This is a genomic window from Mycobacterium kubicae, from assembly GCF_015689175.1.
Classification (GTDB): Bacteria; Actinomycetota; Actinomycetes; order Mycobacteriales; family Mycobacteriaceae; genus Mycobacterium; species Mycobacterium kubicae.
The window spans coordinates 2,720,366-2,739,172 of the sequence record NZ_CP065047.1; the positions used below are offsets into that span (position 1 = coordinate 2,720,366).

Below are 18,807 nucleotides of genomic sequence, written 5' to 3' on the forward strand. Positions count from 1 at the left end.
GGGGTATCTGTACTCATTCCCCGATCGGCAGATAGTTAAGCCGACACCACTCACCGGCATACCACCCAACGGCCGCCGCCGCGGCGTCAAGGACAGTCAAACGTCCCCGCGGACAACCCCTTTGGCATGACCTGCCGTTTTAGGCGGTCGCCTGTAGCAGCACCATCGAGCGGCCCTGCACGGTAATCGTCCCGCCCGCCTTCAACGCGCCGTCCTGTTCGACACGACCAGTGGCCACGGTGGTGTCCAACACCGGAATCCACCCCGGGCCGAACTCATCTGGCGGAAGCACGAAGTCAATGGGCTCGTGGTGGGCGTTGAAGCACAACACAAACGAGTCGTCAGTGATGCGTTGCCCCCGCGCGTCGGTCCCCGGAATGCCCAGGCCGTTCAGGTAGACCGCGACCGACTTGCCGAATCCCGAGTCCCAGTCTTCGTCGCTCATCTCCGAACCGTCGGGTCGGAACCAAGAAATGTCGGGTAACCCTTTAGCCCCGCGACGGCGCACCGGAGCGCCGGTGAAGAACCGCCGCCGGCGAAAAACCGGGTGCGCGGCGCGGATCGCGGTCACCGCACTGGTGAACTCGATCAAGTCAGTGTCAGCGTTGTCCCAGTTGATCCAGGTGAGTTCGGAGTCCTGGCAGAATCCGTTGTTGTTGCCGTTCTGGGTGCGGCCGAGTTCGTCGCCGTGGCAGATCATCGGAACGCCCTGCGACAGTATGGTAGTCGCCAGGAAATTGCGCTGCTGCCGGGCGCGCAGCGCGTTGATCTCCGGGTCGTCGGTCGGGCCTTCGGCCCCGCAGTTCCACGATCGGTTGTGCGATTCGCCGTCGTTGTTGTCCTCGCCGTTGGCTTCATTGTGCTTTTCGTTGTAGGACACCAGGTCTCGCAACGTGAAGCCGTCGTGCGCGGTAACGAAGTTGATCGAGGCCACCGGCCGGCGCGCGGTGTGTTCGTACAAGTCCGCAGAACCGCTGATCCGCGAGGCGAACTCGCTGAGGATGGCGTCCTCACCGCGCCAGAAATCGCGGATCGAGTCGCGGAACTTGCCGTTCCACTCGGTCCACTGCGGGGGGAAGTTCCCCACCTGGTACCCACCGGGCCCGACGTCCCACGGTTCGGCGATGAGTTTGACCTGGCTGACTATCGGATCCTGCTGCACGAGTTCGAAGAACGCCGACAACCGGTCGACGTCGTAGAACTCCCGGGCCAGGGTGGATGCCAGGTCGAAACGGAATCCGTCCACATGCATCTCGGTGACCCAGTACCGCAGAGAGTCCATGATCAGCTGCAACGTGTGGGGGTGGCCGACATTGAGGCTGTTGCCGGTGCCGGTGTAGTCCATGTAGTACTGCTTGTCGTCGTCGACGAGCCGGTAGTAGGCGGCGTTGTCGATCCCACGCATGCACAGCGTCGGGCCCATGTGGTTGCCCTCGGCGGTGTGGTTGTAGACGACGTCGAGGATCACCTCGATACCGGCTTCGTGCAGCGTGCGCACCATCGCTTTGAATTCCTGTACCTGCCCGCCAGGGGTATCCGTCGCCCCGTATTTGAAGTCGGGCGCGAAGAAGCCGATGGTGTTGTATCCCCAGTAATTCGACAAGCCTTTTTCGATCAGCGTGGAGTCGTTGGCGAAGTGGTGCACGGGCATCAGCTCGATGGCGTTGACACCCAAGTTGTTCAAGTGCTCGATGATCGCGGGATGCGCGATCGCCGAGTAGGTGCCGCGCATCCGCTCGGGGATGGCTGGATGCGTCTGGGTGAGGCCCTTGACATGCGCCTCGTAGATGACGGTGTCGGCGTACTCATGCCCCGGGGGGCGGTCGACTCCCCAGTCGAAGTATGGGTTGATCACCACCGACTTGGGCATGTTGGCCGCGGAGTCCTCGTCGTTGCGGCTCTGCGGGTCCCCGAAGTTGTAGCTGAACAACGACTGGTCCCATTGGAAGCTGCCGTCGATCGCCTTGGAATAGGGGTCAACCAGCAATTTGTTCGGATTGCATCGCTGTCCGTTGCCTGGGTCGTAGGGGCCGTGCACCCGGTATCCGTAGCGCTGGCCTGGCTGCACGCTAGGCAGAAACGCGTGCCACACGAATCCGTCCACCTCTGGCATCGCGACTTTGGTTTCGTTGCCGTCGTCGTCGAAGAGACACAACTCGACGTGCTCGGCCACCTCACTGAAGACGGCGAAGTTCGTTCCTGACCCGTCGTAGGTCGCTCCCAGGGGATACGCCTTGCCAGGCCATACTTCAGGTCGGTCTTCACCGCTGGCAGTCGATGCCGCCGTGTGCTGCGAACTGGCACTCGTAGTCACCGTGTCTCCTGACTTCCTGCTGGGGTTCGACCAGACTTGAGGGCGCGAACACCTGCGGTCGCGCTGCACTGTATAACCGTTGAACCAGAGGCCTAAGCATCTCGGTAGCCGCGAGTATTCGGTGGATGATGTTCGCCACGGCGCTGATCGGCGGGGGAGCGGCGAGCCGCCGTCGCAAAACCACATCGATCACTATGTGCGACAAGGGTTTCCGAGCGTTTCGGCATCGCTGATCAGTTGCAGAAGGTATTGCCGATGAATCGGCGATCCGGCGCATTCCCCACCGAATAGTTGACGTAGTGCACTGCCGGCATGCCGTTGTACTGCGCATTCATCGATTGACCGGTGTCCGGCGGGGGCCCCTGCGGGAAGGCCAGGATGATGTCGGCAAAGATCTGCACACCGGCGGTGCAACCGGAGTCCGGGCGTGGCGGCTGGGGATTCCAGGCGTGGACCACAACCGGTCGCGTGACCTCATACCCCCGCGCGCAGTTGGGATCGCAGATTTTGAAGTTGGCTACGCCGGTGCCGTCGGCACCTTGCGGGCCCCACGAACTCCATGACATGTCCTGTAGCGCAACGGCTGTGCTGGCGCAGCCTACGATCTTCAACCGGATGGGACGGGCGAAAGGCGGGAACGACGGTGTGTAGCAACCCGGGATGGCGAAGGTGCTGGCCGGTGCGGCCGCCGACGACGGTGACGGGGCGCCGGACGGGCGCGACGTGCTGTTGTGCTGCTGCCCGCCATTGACGGCGACGAAGGTGAGCCCCGCGGCCAGCAATACCAGCAGTACGATACCGGTCACGTTGCGGGGCAGCGTCGACGTTGGGGCACGCAGGGGTGGCACGTTCAACAGGATCTCCCCGGGAAAGAATGATATTCAGCGCCTCGGCATCGCGGCACACAGACTTTAGCCGTATCCACCAACATATTTAATAGATATCGGGTCCGGCGCCCGGCTTCGAACAGTTAACTCGTTGGACACAGGCGTCAAGGGTCGATGGGCCGATTCGTCCATTCCCGGCCGGGACGCCGCGAGGAGCGGAACCAGCCGCCGGCCGCGCCGGTACCGCCGTCGGTAGGGATCGTGTGGCCGGTGACAAACGCCGACAGGTCCGAGGCCAGGAACAAGATCACCCGCGCCTGGTCCTCGGGCACTCCCATCCGGCCGACCGGGACCCATTGCGGCCATCGCGTCTGCTCGTCGGCGGTCAACCACTGTGTGTAGGGGACCTGCAGCGATTCCGTGACGTCGGGACCGATCGCGTTAACCCGCACGCCGTCGCCGCCCACCTGGACCGCCAAGCTTCGGGTGAACTGGATGATGGCCGCCTTGAACGCGGCATACACCGGATCTTCGGGATACCCGCGCAGACCTTCCACGGAGGAGACGTTGACGATCGCTCCAGAGCGCTGGGCGACCATTGCCGGCAGGAACGCACGGGTGACCAGGAACACGTGATGCAGATTCACCTGGTACAGCTCGTCCCACAGGTGCGGGTCGGTGCCGGCGAAGCTACCGGGGTGGCGCACCCAGTGGCCCACATTGTTCACCAACACGTCCGCCCGGCCGTAGCGATCGAGCACCGTGCGGGCCAGACTGTCGACGTCGTGTTCGCGGCGCACGTCGGCGACGATCGGCAACGCTGACGGGCCGATCTCGTCGGCGGTGCGATGAGCGCGTTCGGTGTCGATGTCGGCGACGATCACCACCGCGCCGTGCTGTGCGAATAGCCGGGACGTCGCCGCACCGATGCCGCCCCCGCCACCGGTCACTACGGCGACCCGGTCGGCAAGCAGCGGGCCTGTTGCCTGCACCATGCTCATATCTTCGGTCACGAGTGCACCGCCTGCCCACGGCCGTTTCCTACCGACGTCAGAACTGACAGGATGCTTCACCGTGACGCGACCAAATTTCCTGGTGATTGTGGCCGACGACCTCGGGTTCTCCGATATCGGCGCGTTCGGCGGCGAGATCAACACACCGAACCTCGACCGGCTGGCCTACGCGGGCATCCGCTTCACCGATTTCCACTCCGCGCCGGCATGCTCGCCGACCAGGGCGATGCTGCTTACCGGAACCGATCACCACGTCGCCGGTATCGGCACGATGCTCGAGGTTGCCATTCCCGGCTTCCGTGGTGCGCCCGGCTATGAGGGCTATCTCAACGACCGGGTCGTCGCCTTACCCGAGCTGCTCCGCGATGCCGGTTATCTGACCTTGATGGCCGGCAAATGGCACCTCGGGGCAACGATCGAAACTTCTCCATGGGCACGCGGCTTCGAGCGATCGTTCGCACTGCTGCCGGCCGGCGCCAGCCATTACGGCGGTGCCGCCGGGGCCGGATTTTCGCCGGTACCAACGCTTTACACCGAGGACGATCGGTTCGTCACGGTCGGGGACGACTTCTACTCGTCAGACTTCTATACCGACACTCTGCTGCGCTACTTCCGTGAGCGTTCCGCCGAGGACGACAGACCGTTCTTCGCCTATCTGCCGTTTCAAGCGCCCCACTGGCCCTTGCAAGCACCCACGGCGTCGATTGCGGCCTACCGCGGTCGCTATGACGACGGGCCGGACGCGCTACGCGAGGAGCGGTTGTCGGCGCTGAAGCGGCTTGGCCTGTGCCCGCCAGACGTGGAAGCTCACCCGGTTGTGGCCGACGGAGCCCCGGAATGGGCTGATATGACGGCCGACGAACGCGCCCGGTCTGCCCGCAGCATGGAAGTTTATGCCGCGATGGTGGATCGGATGGACTGGAACATCGGCCGGGTGATCGACTTCCTCAGCGAGACAGGTGAATTGGATGATACGGTCGTCATCTTCCTCTCGGACAACGGCGCCGAGGGTGCGATCGTGGAGGCGATGCCGCTTCGAGGTCCTCAAATCGCCGCACAGATCGAAAAGCATTGCGACAACAGCCTCGACAATCTCGGCGGTCCCACCTCCTACATCTGGTACGGCCCGCGCTGGGCGCAAGCCGCCACCGCTCCGTCGCGATTGCACAAAGCCTTCACCACCGAAGGCGGCATACGGGTGGTCGGCTTCGTCACGTGGCCTGGTTTCAAGCGACAGGGCGAGATCGGGACGGCGTTCACAACCGTCATGGACATCGCTCCCACCCTGTTGGAGCTTGCCGGCGTTACGCACCCCGGCACCAGTTACCGCGGCCGCGAGGTCGCATCGATGCGCGGCAGCTCGCTGGTAAAGTACCTCTCCGGCTCGGCACCGCAGGTGCATGGCGCGGACACCGGCACGGGATGGGAATTGTTCGGCCGGCGTGCGATTCGTCAGGGCAACTGGAAAGCGCTCTTCCTGCCCGCGCCGTACGGTCCGGGGGCCTGGCAGCTTTACGACCTCTCTACCGACCCCGGCGAGATTCACGATCAAGCCGCCGTGCGGACGGACAAACTGGCCGAACTGGTGGCGCTGTGGGACAGCTATGTGGAGGACAATGGCGTAATCCTCGATCCCATATTGGTTTTCGACGCTGACCTCGAGGCCTTTGAATAAGACCCGGGTACAGGGTTTGACCTGGGGTTGGGCGGGCCGAAGGCGGTGACCGGCAAAGATGCTGGGCCAGAGGTCCCACCTGCAGCATGAAACTTCTGGTGGCATTCCGGCACCGACATAGCGGTGCTGACTATCGATGCGGGACTTTATGTCTCGAATCGGGTTGCGTCCCAACATCCAGCGCATCCCACTCTTCGGGCTGGTGGGTTTCGTCAAGTGATTTGGCCACAGAGTCGTCATCAATTCTTGCCCGGGGGTGTTCTGGTGAGCCTGCCTGGCGGTCGTGATCGAATGGGTCGATGACTGTTGGTAGAAGCTGGGTCGCGGGCGTTGTGGCCGTATTGAGCGTGGTGTTTGGATGGGCTGAGTGGACTACATGGAAGGCGTCGCGAGACGCTCTTCCGACCGGAGCTACCGATCCGCGCCGAATCGCGTCTGGTGAAAGCGTGTTGGTATTGGGATGTCCACTTCCGATTTTGCAACGTTGGCGTGTTCGTATCGCCGTGCGTTCAACCGATCCCCACCGTGCTCGCTTCGTGTTCTCTGGTGGCGCCGTGCACGGTCCGGTTCCCGAGGCGCAGATGATGGCCAATTACGCGGTGCACCATCTTGGGGTGCCGGTGCACAACGTCGTCGTGGAGGACCAGTCGAGGACAACTGTCGAGAACGTCGTGAACTCGGTGCCGTTGATGACCGATAGTCCAGCCATCAAGATCGCATCGAATACGTTCCACGCGCGTCGTGCACGCCAGATCCTTCGTGACGAATCACCTGAGTTGGCTGCGCGTTTGGTCCGAGCGCGGGATTACGTCCTGATGGAGTGGGGGCCCCTGCACGCGGGTTTGGTCGCCTTCGAGAGGTATCGGGATCGCCGTGCTCGGGTGGCGGCGGCAGGCTGAGACTTGCCCCTCGAAGTCAACCAACCGCCCATGCACCCGTGCAACGTGATGCGCGCCAGGTTTCTCTGCATCGCAAAGAAACTCAGGCGACGAGTACCAACGCATTTGCGCGCCGCAACTTCCCCGAAGGAGTTTTCGGGATCATCCCCGGCTCGAGTACAACCACGTTGCGCGGCCGCACATCGACCTCGGCAACGACCTCATGTGCCACCTGATGCTGGATTCGGCGTACCTCAGTCAGGTCCTGCCAGTCATTAGACTCCACAGCTACTGCGAACGTCTCCCGCGAGTGTCCGGCATCCAGGCGTACCGCCACCGCACAGCCGGCCCGGACCCCCGCGACACGCGCAGCGGCGCGTTCGATGTCGGTCGGGTAGACGTTGCGACCGGCCATGATGATCACGTCCTTGACTCGGCCGCAAACGACGATGGAGCCGGTCTCGGTGAGATAGCCCAAATCGCCAGTGTCATACCAACCTTGGTCGTCCAGTGCCGAGACGAAGCCGGCCATCGTCACGTAGCCGAGCGTCACTGGTTCGCCGCGCACCTGGATGACGCCGACGCCCCGAACAGACTGGATGTTGCCGTCTTCGTCGACGACGCGTGCCTCCAGCCCGCTCAGCAGAGGGCCAAGGGTAGCCAACCGACGGGTTTTGCCTCTACTAGCCGGGACTGCCCGTTGCAGTACGGCAAGCAGGTCGGCGTCGACCTCGTCGACCACCAGGCCTGCGCCACACTCGGTGAACGACACCGCCACGGTCGTCTCGGCCATGCCATATGCCGGCAGGATTGCTTCCGGGCGCAATCCGAACGGCTTGCCTGCCTCGCAGAGGTCTTCGACATCGGCGGGATCGACTTGTTCAGCGCCCGATAGCGCCCATCGCAGTGTGGAAAGGTCGAATTGGCCAGGCTCGGCGAGCTTGCGAAGGCGTTTCGCGAACAGCTTGTAGGCGAAGTTCGGCGCCGCGGTCATTGTGCCCTTGTACTTGTCAATCAGCTTGGCCCACAGCAGGGTGTCCCGAAGGAAGTCCATCGGAGTGACCTTGACCAACTCGGCTCCGAAAAACATCGGCACAGCCAAGAAGCCGGTCATGCCCATGTCGTGGAACAACGGTAGCCAGCTCACGATCACGTCGGATTCGATATCGACGTTCGCGCCCATGAACATCGCTTTGGCGTTAGAAACGACGTTGCGGTGTGTGATTTGCACAGCCTTGGGTGCCCCGGTGGATCCCGACGTCAGCTGCAATAGCGCAACATCGTCGTCGTCTGTCTCCACCGGATCGATCGGATTGCTGTCGAGCAGCTGGTCGAGGATCAGCACTCCAATACCCGACTCGGAGAGCAACGGAGCAGCGGGCATGAACGGGTCGGAGATGACAATCGCTTTGGCGCCGATCATCTTTATGACGGCGGTGGTCTCTTCTGCCCAGCGCTGCAGGTCGGTGCGCGGCGTGGGTTGGTGAAGCATGGTCAGGCTGGCGCCGCGCATCCAGATGCCCTGTGCCGCAGGTGCAATCTCGGCCGGAGCACCGGCCAGCACCGGCACGGCATCGCCGGGTCCGACGCCGGCCGTAGCCAGGCCACTCGAGATCCGGCGGGCCCGCTCATGGACCTCGCCCCAGGTATGCCGGACAGGGCAGTTCGGTTCCCCGGTAACTATGCCGTTCGAACTGGAATGAGCGCTGGCATACATCGTTTCAGTGAATTCGCTCATGGTCGTTCCTTTTGGGTGCAGCGGGTCGGCCGGGCGATTAACCTCTGACCGTGAGCCGGCGAGCTTAACGGCGGACGCGCATGCACTAGTAGCGCGCGGAAAGGTCCGGCGTCACGACGCAAGCCTTGTAGCGAAATTATCGGCACGCAGCACGCCCCTTTCCCGCAAATCCTGACGGGCCGTCACTTCGAGCTAAGCGAGGTGTCGAGTATTTCGAATGCGTTGACGTTACACATTCGCGCAAGGCAAGGCGTGGAAGCGCGCCGATGCCGCCGACATAAGCGGCGATCACCATTGACACAATAGAGACACAACAATGTCAGCATCGACCAACAGCACCAACTCTTGACTGTCCGAGACCCGCGGGTCTGCGATTCCAAAGCTAGACATTGTGCGTGCTTCCGGTGGTGGTCAGTTGCCGATAATTGCCGTCGGCACGGTCGTAATACCAAGTCGTTTCCCCCGCTGCCGGCAGCCCGGCCGATTGCAGCGCGGCCGATAGCGGGCGGTAGGACGGCGTGAGCGGTATGTGGTCAACGATCTGGACGAACGCGGGCCGCTGGTCCCCCGGTAGGCGGCCCAACGCGGCGGTCAGAGCGGCCGAGGTGAGGACGCCGTCGTTGTCGAGCATCAGGGCTGCGACAGCGACATCATGAGTGTCGGTCGCAACGGGATAGACGACGGCCATGTCGATGACCATGACTTCGCCGAGCGCGTCACAAATCGGCTGACAAAAGACCGGTCCGAGTGCCGACTGGATGACGGTGCTCCTGTTGTCGACGAACCAGTAGTCGCCGTCGTAGTCCCGGCGAAACAGGTGGTCTGTGGTAACCCACGTGTCTCCCTCGGCGAATACCGAGCGCATTGCCCCGCGTGCGGCGTCGGGTCCCGAGAGCGCCTTCGCTAGCAGCACGCCCACTTCATCGTTCGCGCACGCGCGCACGAAACCGTTGTCATCCTCGATGAACCGGCCTGTCGCTGCGTCGTAGCCGCCTAGCCGTATCTCGGTGCTGCCCGGCAGCGGCCTACCCTTGGCCCCAACTTTGCTGCCAGAAATATTGGCCAGCACCGCGTCCCCCTCGACTGAGGCATAGCACTCCAAGATTTGGGCCGGGGCGAATCGGTCGGTGACCTTATGCCAAAGCCCGGTCGGCATTCCAGCCCCGATGAACAGGCGAATTGGATGATGCTCCTGAAGCTCGGGCGACGCCGCATCCACCAGTTCACGCAGCATGGTCCCGGTATAAGTCACCACCGTGACCCCGTAGCGATGAACCTCGTCGGCGAACCGCGTTGGGTCGACGCTCGGGGTCAAGGCGATGCGCGACCCGCCGGCGACCGCGCCGCCGAGGCCGACCATCAGACCTAGCGGATGGTGCAGCGGAGTCGGGCAATAGATCGTGTCGCGGCGGTCTAGTGCGGCGGCCGTGGCGGTGCCGTAGGCCGACAGCGCCCACCGATTATTGGTGACCTCCTGAATCACCCGGCGGCCTCCCATCGTGCTGTAGAACACGAAGGCGAGGTCACATGCCCGACCCGGGTTCGGCCGGTACCACTTAGGCAGTCGTGCACTCGACAGGTCGAGGCAGTCCAGCTCGACGATCCGGCTCGAATCTGTCCGGCGCAGGTCCGCGGTGCGGCCGTGGTTGAGCGTGAGCACCCTGGCGCCGGTCGCGACGGCCGCCGCCACATGGTGTGGGTCCGCCACGATATCAGCCACTTCGCACAACTGAACGGCGCCGGCGAGGTCGCGGTCCGGCGGTAGCAACACCGCTACAGCACCAAGCCGTGATAATGCCGCGATCGCGACCACTGCGCCGGGGCTGGTATCCATCAGAACACCAATGTGGGCTCCCTGACGGACACCGACGGCGATGAGGCCGCGAACTACGTCGTCGATGCGGTTTTCAACCATCGCGTTGGTGTGTACCCGGTCCTCGAAGAGGAAGCATTCGTCACCGGGCGCTCGGTTCGCTCGTTCGGTTATCAACCTGCCCAACGACACTCGGGTGTGGGGCTGTAGGCGTCCGAGACGGGCGAGCCGCGGTACGGTACGCGCCGCCTCTCCGGCGATCTCCGTGCCGCTGCGTACTGCCCACACCGCCGAGTCGGCCAATCCCCGGCTCAGGACGATGCTCAATTCAGTCAGCACACCGGCCGAGTGCCCAATTCGCGCAGACAGTCCGGTAGCGCCATCGACCCCGACGCTGGGGTCGGGCCCCATCGTAAGTACGCCCTGCGGCCTGAGTCTGCGGCCGTCTTTCCACAGCACCCAATTACCGACCGTGGGCCAGGTGTGGGTGGCGGCAGTCGATCCGACAACGAGCCCGAAATGCCCTGCCTGCAATAACACTTCGGACACGTCGGCCCGGGGGGCGGCCTGCCGGATACCGCGCACGGATGCAGGTTGGCCGATGTCGTCGATCTCGCCGATGAAGGCCAGGACCGGGCAGGTGATTTCGGCGAGCGTGATCAATGTGCCATCGATCACGGCGCCACCGGCCATCATCCGGTTGTGGACCACGAACTGCCGCAACAGTTCGGCGACGGCGGGACCCGACCATGCCACCCAGCCGTCCACCTCAAGGAATCGACGTTGCTGTTCCCTGGGTAGCAACGCCTCTCGGTCGTGAAGCTGGCGTAAAAAGTCCCATCGCGCCCGGATTGTCTTGATCGGGTCCAGAAGTTGAAATCCGGTACGGGCCATCCATCCGGATACGGAGAGACGGTTAAATATGTGATCGGCTACAAGCTGCGCACCGCGGCCCGCTAGGGCCGCCGGGATTCCAAATGGCAGTCCGCCCAACGAATCTACGGCGCTTCCGAAGGTGACGATGCTCGCCAGGCCCTCGGAACGGCGGTAGGCAGCGGTTTGGTAGCAGAACATGCCGCCCTGTGAATAGCCCGCCAAATGCACCTTTTGCCCGGTGTGTGCATGTACCGAATCGACAATCCGGCTCAGCGCGACGACGTGGTCGCTCAACGTGCGTTCGAGCCCACCGGCTTCCCGGTCCGGTGAGCCAAAGTCCACCACCCACGGGTCCACACCCAGGTCGTGGAGGACACCGACCGCGCCTTGGTCTCTAGTGACATCGAAGATGTTGGCCGACATCATCATCGGCGGTACAAGTATCACCGGTGGCCGTGGCGGATCATTCACGCTGCCCGCGAAGTACCGTCGTAGCCGGTACATGTCACAGCGTTCAACGGTCTGAAACGGCGACGGACGGGTTCCCGTCTGAAGCCCACCAAACCGGAGCACCTCGACACCGTTCCGTACGGTCGCGGCTATCCGGTTCGCGGGACCGGCCATCAGGTCACTACCCCACCTCACAGATACCACACGGCTTTACGGGGCGGGGTCGCGTCGAACACGGAACTTTGAAGGCCGAGCAGTGCCGCACCGACGGTGTCGACAGTTGGCAGCGATCTGTCCGAGTCGCAGCATCGTAACACTAGGAGTACAGCGGTTATAGGCACTAACGTCCCGTCGATTTCAGCACGCGCGCAGCTAACTCAAGATCCTATGCAACGCCGAGAATCCTGCAAGCACAAATGAATTCGAGGCGGGTCAGATCAAGAATCAGTTGACGGCAACGCACCAGGGCGGTGAGAGGATACTCGGCGAGGATCCGTGCGTTCGGTCGGTCAATGTCGCCGTCGGCGCTGAGAACAGCCACCGACGGTTCCATCAATTGAGTGTCAAATCGGGCTAACTCAGCCTTGTTCCGGCTTAGACAATTGCGTATCAAAACCGGCGTGTCCGGGCAGGGCTGGAGAGAGTAACGATCTGTCGGTCATGGTGATCCCGTCGTTCGGGCAATCACCGGCGTGTCCGGGTTCGGAGCTAACTGGCTCCTCGGGTTGGCAGCGAACGGTGAAAACCCGCCCCGGACCAGCTGAGATTTTCAGCAGCTATGACACTACACCGCTTGAGTGCTTCCGCACAGCTCAATGCCCCCGACAGCTCAGGAGTAACGCCCACCTTCGCCTTGAACCGGCCAACCAAAGGTCGGGTCCTGGTTCGCGTCAAGGGATTAACTTCACACAGCGAGCGGCCCTGCACGCGCGACAGAGTCGATCGCGTTAAGGCAACGGTTCCCAGGTCGGAACTATGGCCCCGACGCGGCGCAAGAAGCCAGATTGGGGTCCACCTCCGCCGGGGTAGTAACTCACTGCAGACGGAGCGCCGAAATTCTGGAATTTTTAGCGGGTCCAAGTATTTACGCCGCAGGTCAGAATTATTGACATAACCGCCGGAAGGGGCGTTTAATTGAGCGCGGGCGGTTATAGCCGTCGCTGCACTGAAATTTGCCGATAGAGCGTGAGTTTCCGTCGTACCGGCAAATTCGAGCCGATCACCGCACAACAATTGCGCGGGCCACTTTGAGTGCCCGCGTTCCCCTTTAGTCAAGGAGAAGGCACGATGAAACCTGTAAACGAACAGCAAGACGCCTTCGGGGACCACGTGCTTCACGTCGGTGCGGGTTTCAAAGCAAGGGAGTGCCAGCACGTATTAGACACGTTGTCGACGCTTGGTCCGCATCTGCTAGGACGATGGGATGCACGAGATATCGATGTGGAAGTCTCGTTGCAAGACCGTGGCGGAAAAGAACAGCGCGTCACTTTGCGCACCAGCCTGCCCGGCCGTGCGCCGCTAATAGCGGTCGCCCAGAACCCGGACATCACCCGCGCTATAAGCGAAGCGAAGCGGGAGCTGATCCGACAGCTTGAACACCAGAAGTCGGCGCGCGACCCAATGGGCGGCCGTCCGCGCAACAGCGCGACAATCCGTCATTAGAGCCTTCTTGCATTTGCCGTGGCAAGTACTCCAATTGCAAAGAACAAAAAATGTATTTAATTCGTCCACTACTGCGGGCCGGAACGAAAATGGCTGCCGCATTTCGGCGTGGGATTCCGACGGCGGAGTAGTCAACAAGGGGAGTAGGACGGTTGCATCTTCTCGACCTGGCGACCTCTCGACCAGCCGCGCATCTTGACAAACGGACTGCCTGTTCAGCTTTGGCGAGATCTCGAAACCCCTCGAGTTCGTGTTCGATCGCCGGGCCCGTACCAGTTCAACCGGCGCAGCGACATCAGCTCCTAGGCCGGCGAATGCCAACGATGCCAAAGATTATCCGGTGCTGGATATTTCGCGCCTAAGCCGAGACAGACGACTGGGCCTATTCGGGGCCCTGACGACGAGGACTCGTTCATCGCGGTTGGCCCCAAAGGTCCGCTCAACCGGTAGATGGTCCTGCAGGCCGCGCTGAAGATTTTGGGCCGCAACGGTGGACGGACTGTCGATGCGTCGACTCAATGAAGCGGTGGGTCGAGATCCGGTGATGCTCTACCGGCACGTCGTCGAGCACGTGCTCGAAAAGCTTTCGGTGGCCAGTGAAGACCCGAATCGGCTCGGCCGACTGCGTGCCGTCGCGCAGAACTCTCGCCAATTGGCCCTGAGTCATTCAAAAGTTGTCGGCTCCGGTCGAAAAGTGAGCAGGTAGTTCCGGTCGAAAAGTGAGCACCCTTCTGATTGGAGAGTGATCACTGTGGAGGATTGGGCGGAGATTCGCCGGCTGTATCGGTCGGAGAAGCTGTCGCAGGCTGCGATCGCGCGGCGGCTGGGTCTGTCGCGGAACACCGTGGCCAAGGCGCTGCGCTCGGAGGCGCCACCGCGCTATGAACGCAAGCCGGCGGTGATGTCGGGGTGGGCCCAGGTCGAGATGGCGGTGCGGGTGCTGTTGGGGCAGTTTCCGACGATGCCGACGACGGTGATCGCGCAGCGGGTGGGTTGGACTGGCGGGCACTCGTGGTTCGCCGAGAACGTTGCGCGGATCCGCCCGGAGTACACCCCGGTCGATCCGTGCGATCGGCTGGTGCATCTGCCCGGTGAGCAGGTGCAGTGCGATCTGTGGTTTCCTGGCCAGCTGGTTCCCGATCACGCTGGGGTATTGCGGTCGTTTCCGGTGCTGGTGATGGTCGCTGCGTACTCGCGGTTCATCGCCGCGATGATGATCCCGTCACGGGTGACCGGGGATCTGTTGGCCGGGATGTGGCAGTTGATCGCCGGGAACATCGGTGGTGTGCCACGGACTCTGTTGTGGGACAACGAGGCCGGTATCGGTCGGCGCGGCCGTTTGGCTGAGGGGGTGGCCGGGTTCTGTGGTGTGCTGGGCACCCGCTTGATTCAGGCCCGGCCCTATGATCCGGAGACCAAGGGTCTGGTCGAGCGGGTCAACGGTTACCTTGAGACGTCGTTTCTGCCGGGCAGGATGTTCACCTGCGCAGCCGATTTCAACGCCCAATTGTGGGACTGGTTGATCTCGATCGCCAACCGCCGCGTGCACGCCAGCACCCGGCTGGTCCCTGCCGAGGCCTTGGCGGCGGACCGGGCGGCGATGGCCATACTTCCGCCGGTGGCTCCGGCGGTCGGGACGACGATCACGACGCGGTTGGGTCGCGACTACTACGTCGGCGTCGGCGGCAACGCCTACTCGGTGAACCCGGAGGTGATCGGGCGGATGATCACGGTGGCCGCCGGCCTGGATCGGATCACCGTCCGCTGTGGTGACCGGCTGGTCGCTGATCATGAACGGCTCTGGGGCACAGCCGGATTGGTCACCGATCCGCAGCATCTGGCGGCTGCGGCGGTGCTGCGCGAGCAGTTCCGGACCCGGCCAGCCAAGGGAGCTCACCTGCAGGTAGATGTCGAGATCGCCGACCTGAGTGCTTATGACGCACACTTCGGGACCGGGGAGGTCGCCTGATGGCCACCACGAAACGCAGCCCCTCGGCGCCGGGTGAGGCCGACAAGCTGATCGCCCACCAAGCTCGTCTGCTCAAGGCGCCGCGGATCGCCGCGCACTACCACCGGCTAGCTGAACAAGGCCGTGAAGCGAACTGGTCGCTGGAGGACTACCTCGGCGCCGTCTTGGCAGTGGAGTCCAATGCCCGTGCTGAATCCGGTGCCCGTCAACGCATCCGGTATGCCGGATTCCCAGCGATCAAGACGATCACCGACTTCGACTTCACCGCCCAACCCGGCATCGACCGCGCCCAGATCGCCCGCCTGGAAGCCGGCGGCTGGCTGGCCGAAGCCCGCAACATCGTGCTGCTCGGCCCGCCGGGCACCGGTAAAACGCATCTGGCCACGGCCCTGGCAATCGCGGCCGCCCACACCGGGCACCGGGTTGCGTTCGCCCCGGCCACCGGCTGGATCACCCGCCTGGCCGAAGCGCACCGCACCAACCGCCTCGACGCCGAGTTGCGCAAAATCTCCCGCTACGGGCTCATCGTCATCGACGAGGTCGGCTACATCCCCTTCGACACCGAAGCGGCCAACCTGTTCTTCCAACTGGTCTCCACCCGATACGAGAAATCGTCGATCATCCTGACCTCCAACCTGCCGTTCTCCCGATGGGGACAGGTCTTCGGCGAAGCCACCATCGCCTCAGCCATGATCGATCGGATCGTGCACCACGCCGACGTCATCGCCCTCAAAGGCGCCAGCTACCGCATCAAACACACCGCGATCGAATCCCTACCCTCCGTGGAAGCCGATCGTCAGGCAGACTCAACCCCGTAAACCTGCTCACTTTTCAACCGGAGCAGGCTGCTCAGAATTCAACCGGAGCCGACAAAAAGTGATGCCGCGGCCGGTCACGCGCCCTCTGGCCACTTCGCTCGGACAAGCCGCCGCCCGGAATGCTGCGGCGTCCTCGCACTGCTCACATCGCCCGCTTCGCCGGCGAGGATACCTTCCACATCTACTTGCTGCTGTTCCCCGACTCGCGATCACCGAAATCCTCGACTGCGTGCACTGGATCCGCCTGATGTCCTACGACGGTGCCGCCAATTGGACCGCGTCCTCGATCTGCTTTGTGGCCTGACCGCCGCCCTCACTGGTTGCGGCGGACAGCCCCCGGACCATCGAAGAGGCATGCGCGCGACGGACAACTCGCCGACTGAGTCCGACTCGCCACTCAAATGTCATCGTTACCGCCGCTCGCTGTGGCCACTGCGTGCATGCGGCAGGCCTTGCGACTGTGTTGTACAACGGAATTTGGCATGCCCGCTCCAAGCCGGTCGCATTGCGCGATGCTGAGTCCAGCAACGAGCATTCGCAAGCCGCAGCTCAGATGTCGGAGAACAAGTTTCGCGACGTCAACCCACACATCACTTGCTTATGGAGAAATGGCGATACGCGTCCTCGCGGACTGCGCAGTGGCGTACCGAATCGGAGAATCCAAGGCGGAGAAAGGATGGATCGCGGGGCGCACCAAGCCAAGCGGCGCAAACAGCACTACTAGCCGGGGCGACGGGATGGCGCGATGTGCTGCGTACGAACCCCCAGGGCCGACCAACATGGGCCGGCTTTGCAACGGGCCGAACGGGTTAGCCCTGGGGGGCTTCGATAACTAAACCGCGGTCACACCGACCGCTTGAGGACCTTTGGGGCCCTGGGCGATGTCAAACTGGACTCGTTGATTCTCCTCGAGGGAACGGAAACCGCCCCCCTGAATCTCGGAGTAGTGGACGAACACATCCTTCGCGTCGCCATCCGGCGCGATAAAGCCGAAGCCCTTCTCCGCGTTGAACCACTTCACAGTTCCCTGTGTCATACTTACTTCTCTCTTCTAAGTGGGCGCAATCAGCTACACCCGGCTGCAACCGTAACACAAGCAACTCGACAGCTTAAAAGCTTGGCATTCGCGGCGACACCGTCCCGCTTCGTGGGCGTCCGGGACCCTCCTGCTCAGATGCGTTCTCGCGCAATGGCTTCAAGCGAAGCGTTTCAGATCTTGCTGTCCTCGGCGCTGATCGTGAGCAGGGTTTCGACTGTCAAGGCGTTATTTGGGCCAGCCGCAGCCATCATCACGGCGTGTGCCTGGTCGGGCTCCGCCTCCGGGGATACGACGAGTAGGACGATTCTGGCGCCATTGAGTCCGAGAACCTCAACGGTGTTGACCGGCTGATAGCGATATCCGCCGAGTCGCACGGTGTGTCCACTTATTGTCAACTTCGCGGGTGACGATGCCCATTCGCTGAGGCTGTAGATCACGCGGTTGATCCGTCCGAGGCGAACCGACAGCACCGCCAATAGATCTGGCAGCTCTACCGCAAGGTCGCGACTGTGGGGCCACCACGCTCCGTCGACGAACCCGCTGACGGGCGCCTTGGGCTTCAGCCTCAACCTCGGTGTGTGTTCCGGCGGAGTCGGCCGGCTCTCGACTTTGGTGTGGTCATGTTTCAGCGTCATAGCGACGCTCCCGTCTGACCGCAAGACCGGCCAATCATTCGAATCGGCGACGGCGTGGCTTTGAATAACCAGGCGCGAAATACCGCAGATGCTTCCAGTCTACTCTTCTTTGCCGAAACACCTACCGACGCGCTGTCCCAGAACCGCCTCTTCATGCTCTGGCACTAGCGGGTATGTGTGCGCAGTAGCCTGGGCGCGCGGTGGGTGCAGGTAAGAGACTGTCGTACAACAGTTTCGACTTTGATCAGTAGATGGTGTGTGTGGCCGTAGCCCCGCGCAGTCACCGGATGGAGACAAGCTGATCTATCGAGTCTGGCGGCAAATCCCCGTCCACCACAGCAGACACCATCAGCCGGTTCAAGGTTATTGTGCCTTTGTGATTGTCGAGGAAGGCTGTATCGGCCGCGTCGCGCCCAGTCGCGATACGCACCATGGTCTGCCTCGGCGCTAGCAGCGTCGCGTCGACGACCCGCCATTGCCCGTTGACGAAAGCCTCGGCCACTGCGTGAAAGTCCATCGGAGATGCCCCAGGCGCGTACACCGAAACCAATCGGGCCGGCACGTTGACGGCACGCAGCAGTGCCACGACCAGGTGCGCGTAGTCGCGGCATACGCCTGCGCCGGCGAGCAGCGTGTCCACCGCTCCGTCAATGGGATCGCTGGAGCCGGGCACATAATTCAGTCTTGTTCCTACCCAAGAGCTGACGTGCTCTAGCAGTCTCGCCGAATCGGCCTCGCCGCCGAATTCGGTTGCCGCGAAACCGTATAACTTATCCGCCTCGGCGTATCGGCTGGGTCGCAGATACATCGACTGGTCGTACTCGGTCACGGGGGCCGGATCGGTCTGGCCCACAATCGTCGCCGCGTAGTCGACCGTCAATGTGCCCACCGCTGCGTCGAACTTGTGGATACGGTTGCCATGCACGCCGCTGATCTCCAACGGGTGTACGGCTCTACCGTCCAAGACGAAGCTCAGCGACTCGAAGACCTCGGTGCCCGGATGCGGTGCCACAGCAATCTGAAATTCCAACGTGGTCGGCGCGGAGATTTCGACTTCCATCTCTGCGCTTACTTCTCGTCTCATAGCGCGATAATGCGCC

At 62.7% G+C, this 18,807-nt stretch carries 15 protein-coding genes; 6 read left to right on the forward strand and 9 right to left on the reverse strand.

Features of this window, described 5'->3' with window-relative positions:
* Positions 1-139 precede the first annotated feature (139 nt).
* From glgX to I2456_RS12725, 3 genes are all read right to left on the reverse strand, one after another.
* The gene (gene glgX, locus I2456_RS12715; protein WP_082952117.1) at positions 140-2,314 is read right to left on the reverse strand and encodes a glycogen debranching protein GlgX; all 2,175 of its coding nucleotides are present in this window, start codon (positions 2,312-2,314) and stop codon (positions 140-142) included.
* 233 nt (positions 2,315-2,547) lie between these two features.
* On the reverse strand, positions 2,548-3,120 hold the full coding sequence (locus tag I2456_RS12720) for a hypothetical protein (RefSeq protein WP_068027234.1): 573 nt from the start codon (positions 3,118-3,120) through the stop codon (positions 2,548-2,550).
* A gap of 185 nt (positions 3,121-3,305) precedes the next feature.
* Positions 3,306-4,142 (reverse strand): SDR family NAD(P)-dependent oxidoreductase, encoded by an 837-nt coding sequence (locus I2456_RS12725; RefSeq protein WP_085075257.1) that lies wholly within the window; start codon positions 4,140-4,142, stop codon positions 3,306-3,308.
* 73 nt (positions 4,143-4,215) lie between these two features.
* Here I2456_RS12725 and I2456_RS12730 point away from each other — a divergent pair, with 73 nt between their 5' ends.
* Entirely contained in the window at positions 4,216-5,829 is a 1,614-nt protein-coding gene (locus I2456_RS12730) for an arylsulfatase (protein ID WP_085075249.1), read from the forward strand.
* Between the two features lie 503 nt (positions 5,830-6,332).
* Entirely contained in the window at positions 6,333-6,728 is a 396-nt protein-coding gene (locus I2456_RS12735; protein ID WP_241007928.1) for a YdcF family protein, read from the forward strand.
* 82 nt (positions 6,729-6,810) lie between these two features.
* On the opposite strand, the gene I2456_RS12740 is transcribed toward I2456_RS12735, so the two are convergent.
* The 3 genes from I2456_RS12740 to I2456_RS12750 all read right to left on the reverse strand — a co-directional run bounded on the left by I2456_RS12740 (position 6,811) and on the right by I2456_RS12750 (position 12,137).
* On the reverse strand, positions 6,811-8,445 hold the full coding sequence (locus I2456_RS12740) for a fatty acyl-AMP ligase (protein ID WP_085075251.1): 1,635 nt from the start codon (positions 8,443-8,445) through the stop codon (positions 6,811-6,813).
* 382 nt (positions 8,446-8,827) lie between these two features.
* Positions 8,828-11,758 (reverse strand): AMP-binding protein, encoded by a 2,931-nt coding sequence (locus I2456_RS12745; RefSeq protein ID WP_085075252.1) that lies wholly within the window; start codon positions 11,756-11,758, stop codon positions 8,828-8,830.
* Positions 11,759-11,969: 211 nt separating this feature from the next.
* On the reverse strand, positions 11,970-12,137 hold the full coding sequence (locus I2456_RS12750; protein ID WP_163703835.1) for an STAS domain-containing protein: 168 nt from the start codon (positions 12,135-12,137) through the stop codon (positions 11,970-11,972).
* Between the two features lie 734 nt (positions 12,138-12,871).
* Between I2456_RS12750 and I2456_RS28475 the strand changes: the two genes are divergently transcribed.
* From I2456_RS28475 to istB, 4 genes are all read left to right on the forward strand, one after another.
* Positions 12,872-13,246, forward strand: a complete 375-nt coding sequence (locus I2456_RS28475) for a hypothetical protein (RefSeq protein ID WP_241007929.1) — start codon at positions 12,872-12,874, stop codon at positions 13,244-13,246.
* Between the two features lie 505 nt (positions 13,247-13,751).
* Complete coding sequence (locus I2456_RS12760) at positions 13,752-13,952, forward strand: hypothetical protein (RefSeq protein ID WP_139823295.1); 201 nt, start codon at positions 13,752-13,754, stop codon at positions 13,950-13,952.
* Positions 13,953-13,997: 45 nt separating this feature from the next.
* On the forward strand, positions 13,998-15,215 hold the full coding sequence (gene istA, locus I2456_RS12765) for an IS21 family transposase (protein ID WP_085073774.1): 1,218 nt from the start codon (positions 13,998-14,000) through the stop codon (positions 15,213-15,215).
* Positions 15,215-16,033, forward strand: a complete 819-nt coding sequence (istB, locus tag I2456_RS12770) for an IS21-like element ISMyma9 family helper ATPase IstB (RefSeq protein ID WP_085073773.1) — start codon at positions 15,215-15,217, stop codon at positions 16,031-16,033. Before istA ends, istB begins: the two co-directional genes overlap by 1 nt.
* Before the next feature lie 832 nt (positions 16,034-16,865).
* On the opposite strand, the gene I2456_RS12775 is transcribed toward istB, so the two are convergent.
* From I2456_RS12775 to I2456_RS12785, 3 genes are all read right to left on the reverse strand, one after another.
* Positions 16,866-17,069, reverse strand: coding sequence for a cold-shock protein (locus tag I2456_RS12775; protein ID WP_068027252.1), 204 nt, complete (start codon positions 17,067-17,069; stop codon positions 16,866-16,868).
* Positions 17,070-17,242: 173 nt separating this feature from the next.
* Positions 17,243-17,707, reverse strand: a complete 465-nt coding sequence (locus I2456_RS12780; RefSeq protein WP_068027255.1) for a DUF5994 family protein — start codon at positions 17,705-17,707, stop codon at positions 17,243-17,245.
* A gap of 280 nt (positions 17,708-17,987) precedes the next feature.
* Positions 17,988-18,791, reverse strand: coding sequence for a transglutaminase-like domain-containing protein (locus I2456_RS12785; protein ID WP_068027259.1), 804 nt, complete (start codon positions 18,789-18,791; stop codon positions 17,988-17,990).
* Positions 18,792-18,807 lie beyond the last annotated feature (16 nt).

Bases quoted from the DNA above. Each gene is read 5' to 3' on its own strand.
- I2456_RS12725 (WP_085075257.1), bottom strand. From the start codon at position 4,142: ATGAGCATGGTGCAGGCAACAGGCCCGCTGCTTGCCGACCGGGTCGCC.
- I2456_RS12740 (WP_085075251.1), bottom strand. From the start codon at position 8,445: ATGAGCGAATTCACTGAAACGATGTATGCCAGCGCTCATTCCAGTTCG.
- I2456_RS12745 (WP_085075252.1), bottom strand. From the start codon at position 11,758: ATGGCCGGTCCCGCGAACCGGATAGCCGCGACCGTACGGAACGGTGTC.
- I2456_RS12750 (WP_163703835.1), bottom strand. From the start codon at position 12,137: ATGGAACCGTCGGTGGCTGTTCTCAGCGCCGACGGCGACATTGACCGA.
- I2456_RS28475 (WP_241007929.1), top strand. From the start codon at position 12,872: ATGAAACCTGTAAACGAACAGCAAGACGCCTTCGGGGACCACGTGCTT.
- I2456_RS12760 (WP_139823295.1), top strand. From the start codon at position 13,752: ATGCGTCGACTCAATGAAGCGGTGGGTCGAGATCCGGTGATGCTCTAC.
- istB (WP_085073773.1), top strand. From the start codon at position 15,215: ATGGCCACCACGAAACGCAGCCCCTCGGCGCCGGGTGAGGCCGACAAG.
- I2456_RS12775 (WP_068027252.1), bottom strand. From the start codon at position 17,069: ATGACACAGGGAACTGTGAAGTGGTTCAACGCGGAGAAGGGCTTCGGC.
- I2456_RS12780 (WP_068027255.1), bottom strand. From the start codon at position 17,707: ATGACGCTGAAACATGACCACACCAAAGTCGAGAGCCGGCCGACTCCG.
- I2456_RS12785 (WP_068027259.1), bottom strand. From the start codon at position 18,791: ATGAGACGAGAAGTAAGCGCAGAGATGGAAGTCGAAATCTCCGCGCCG.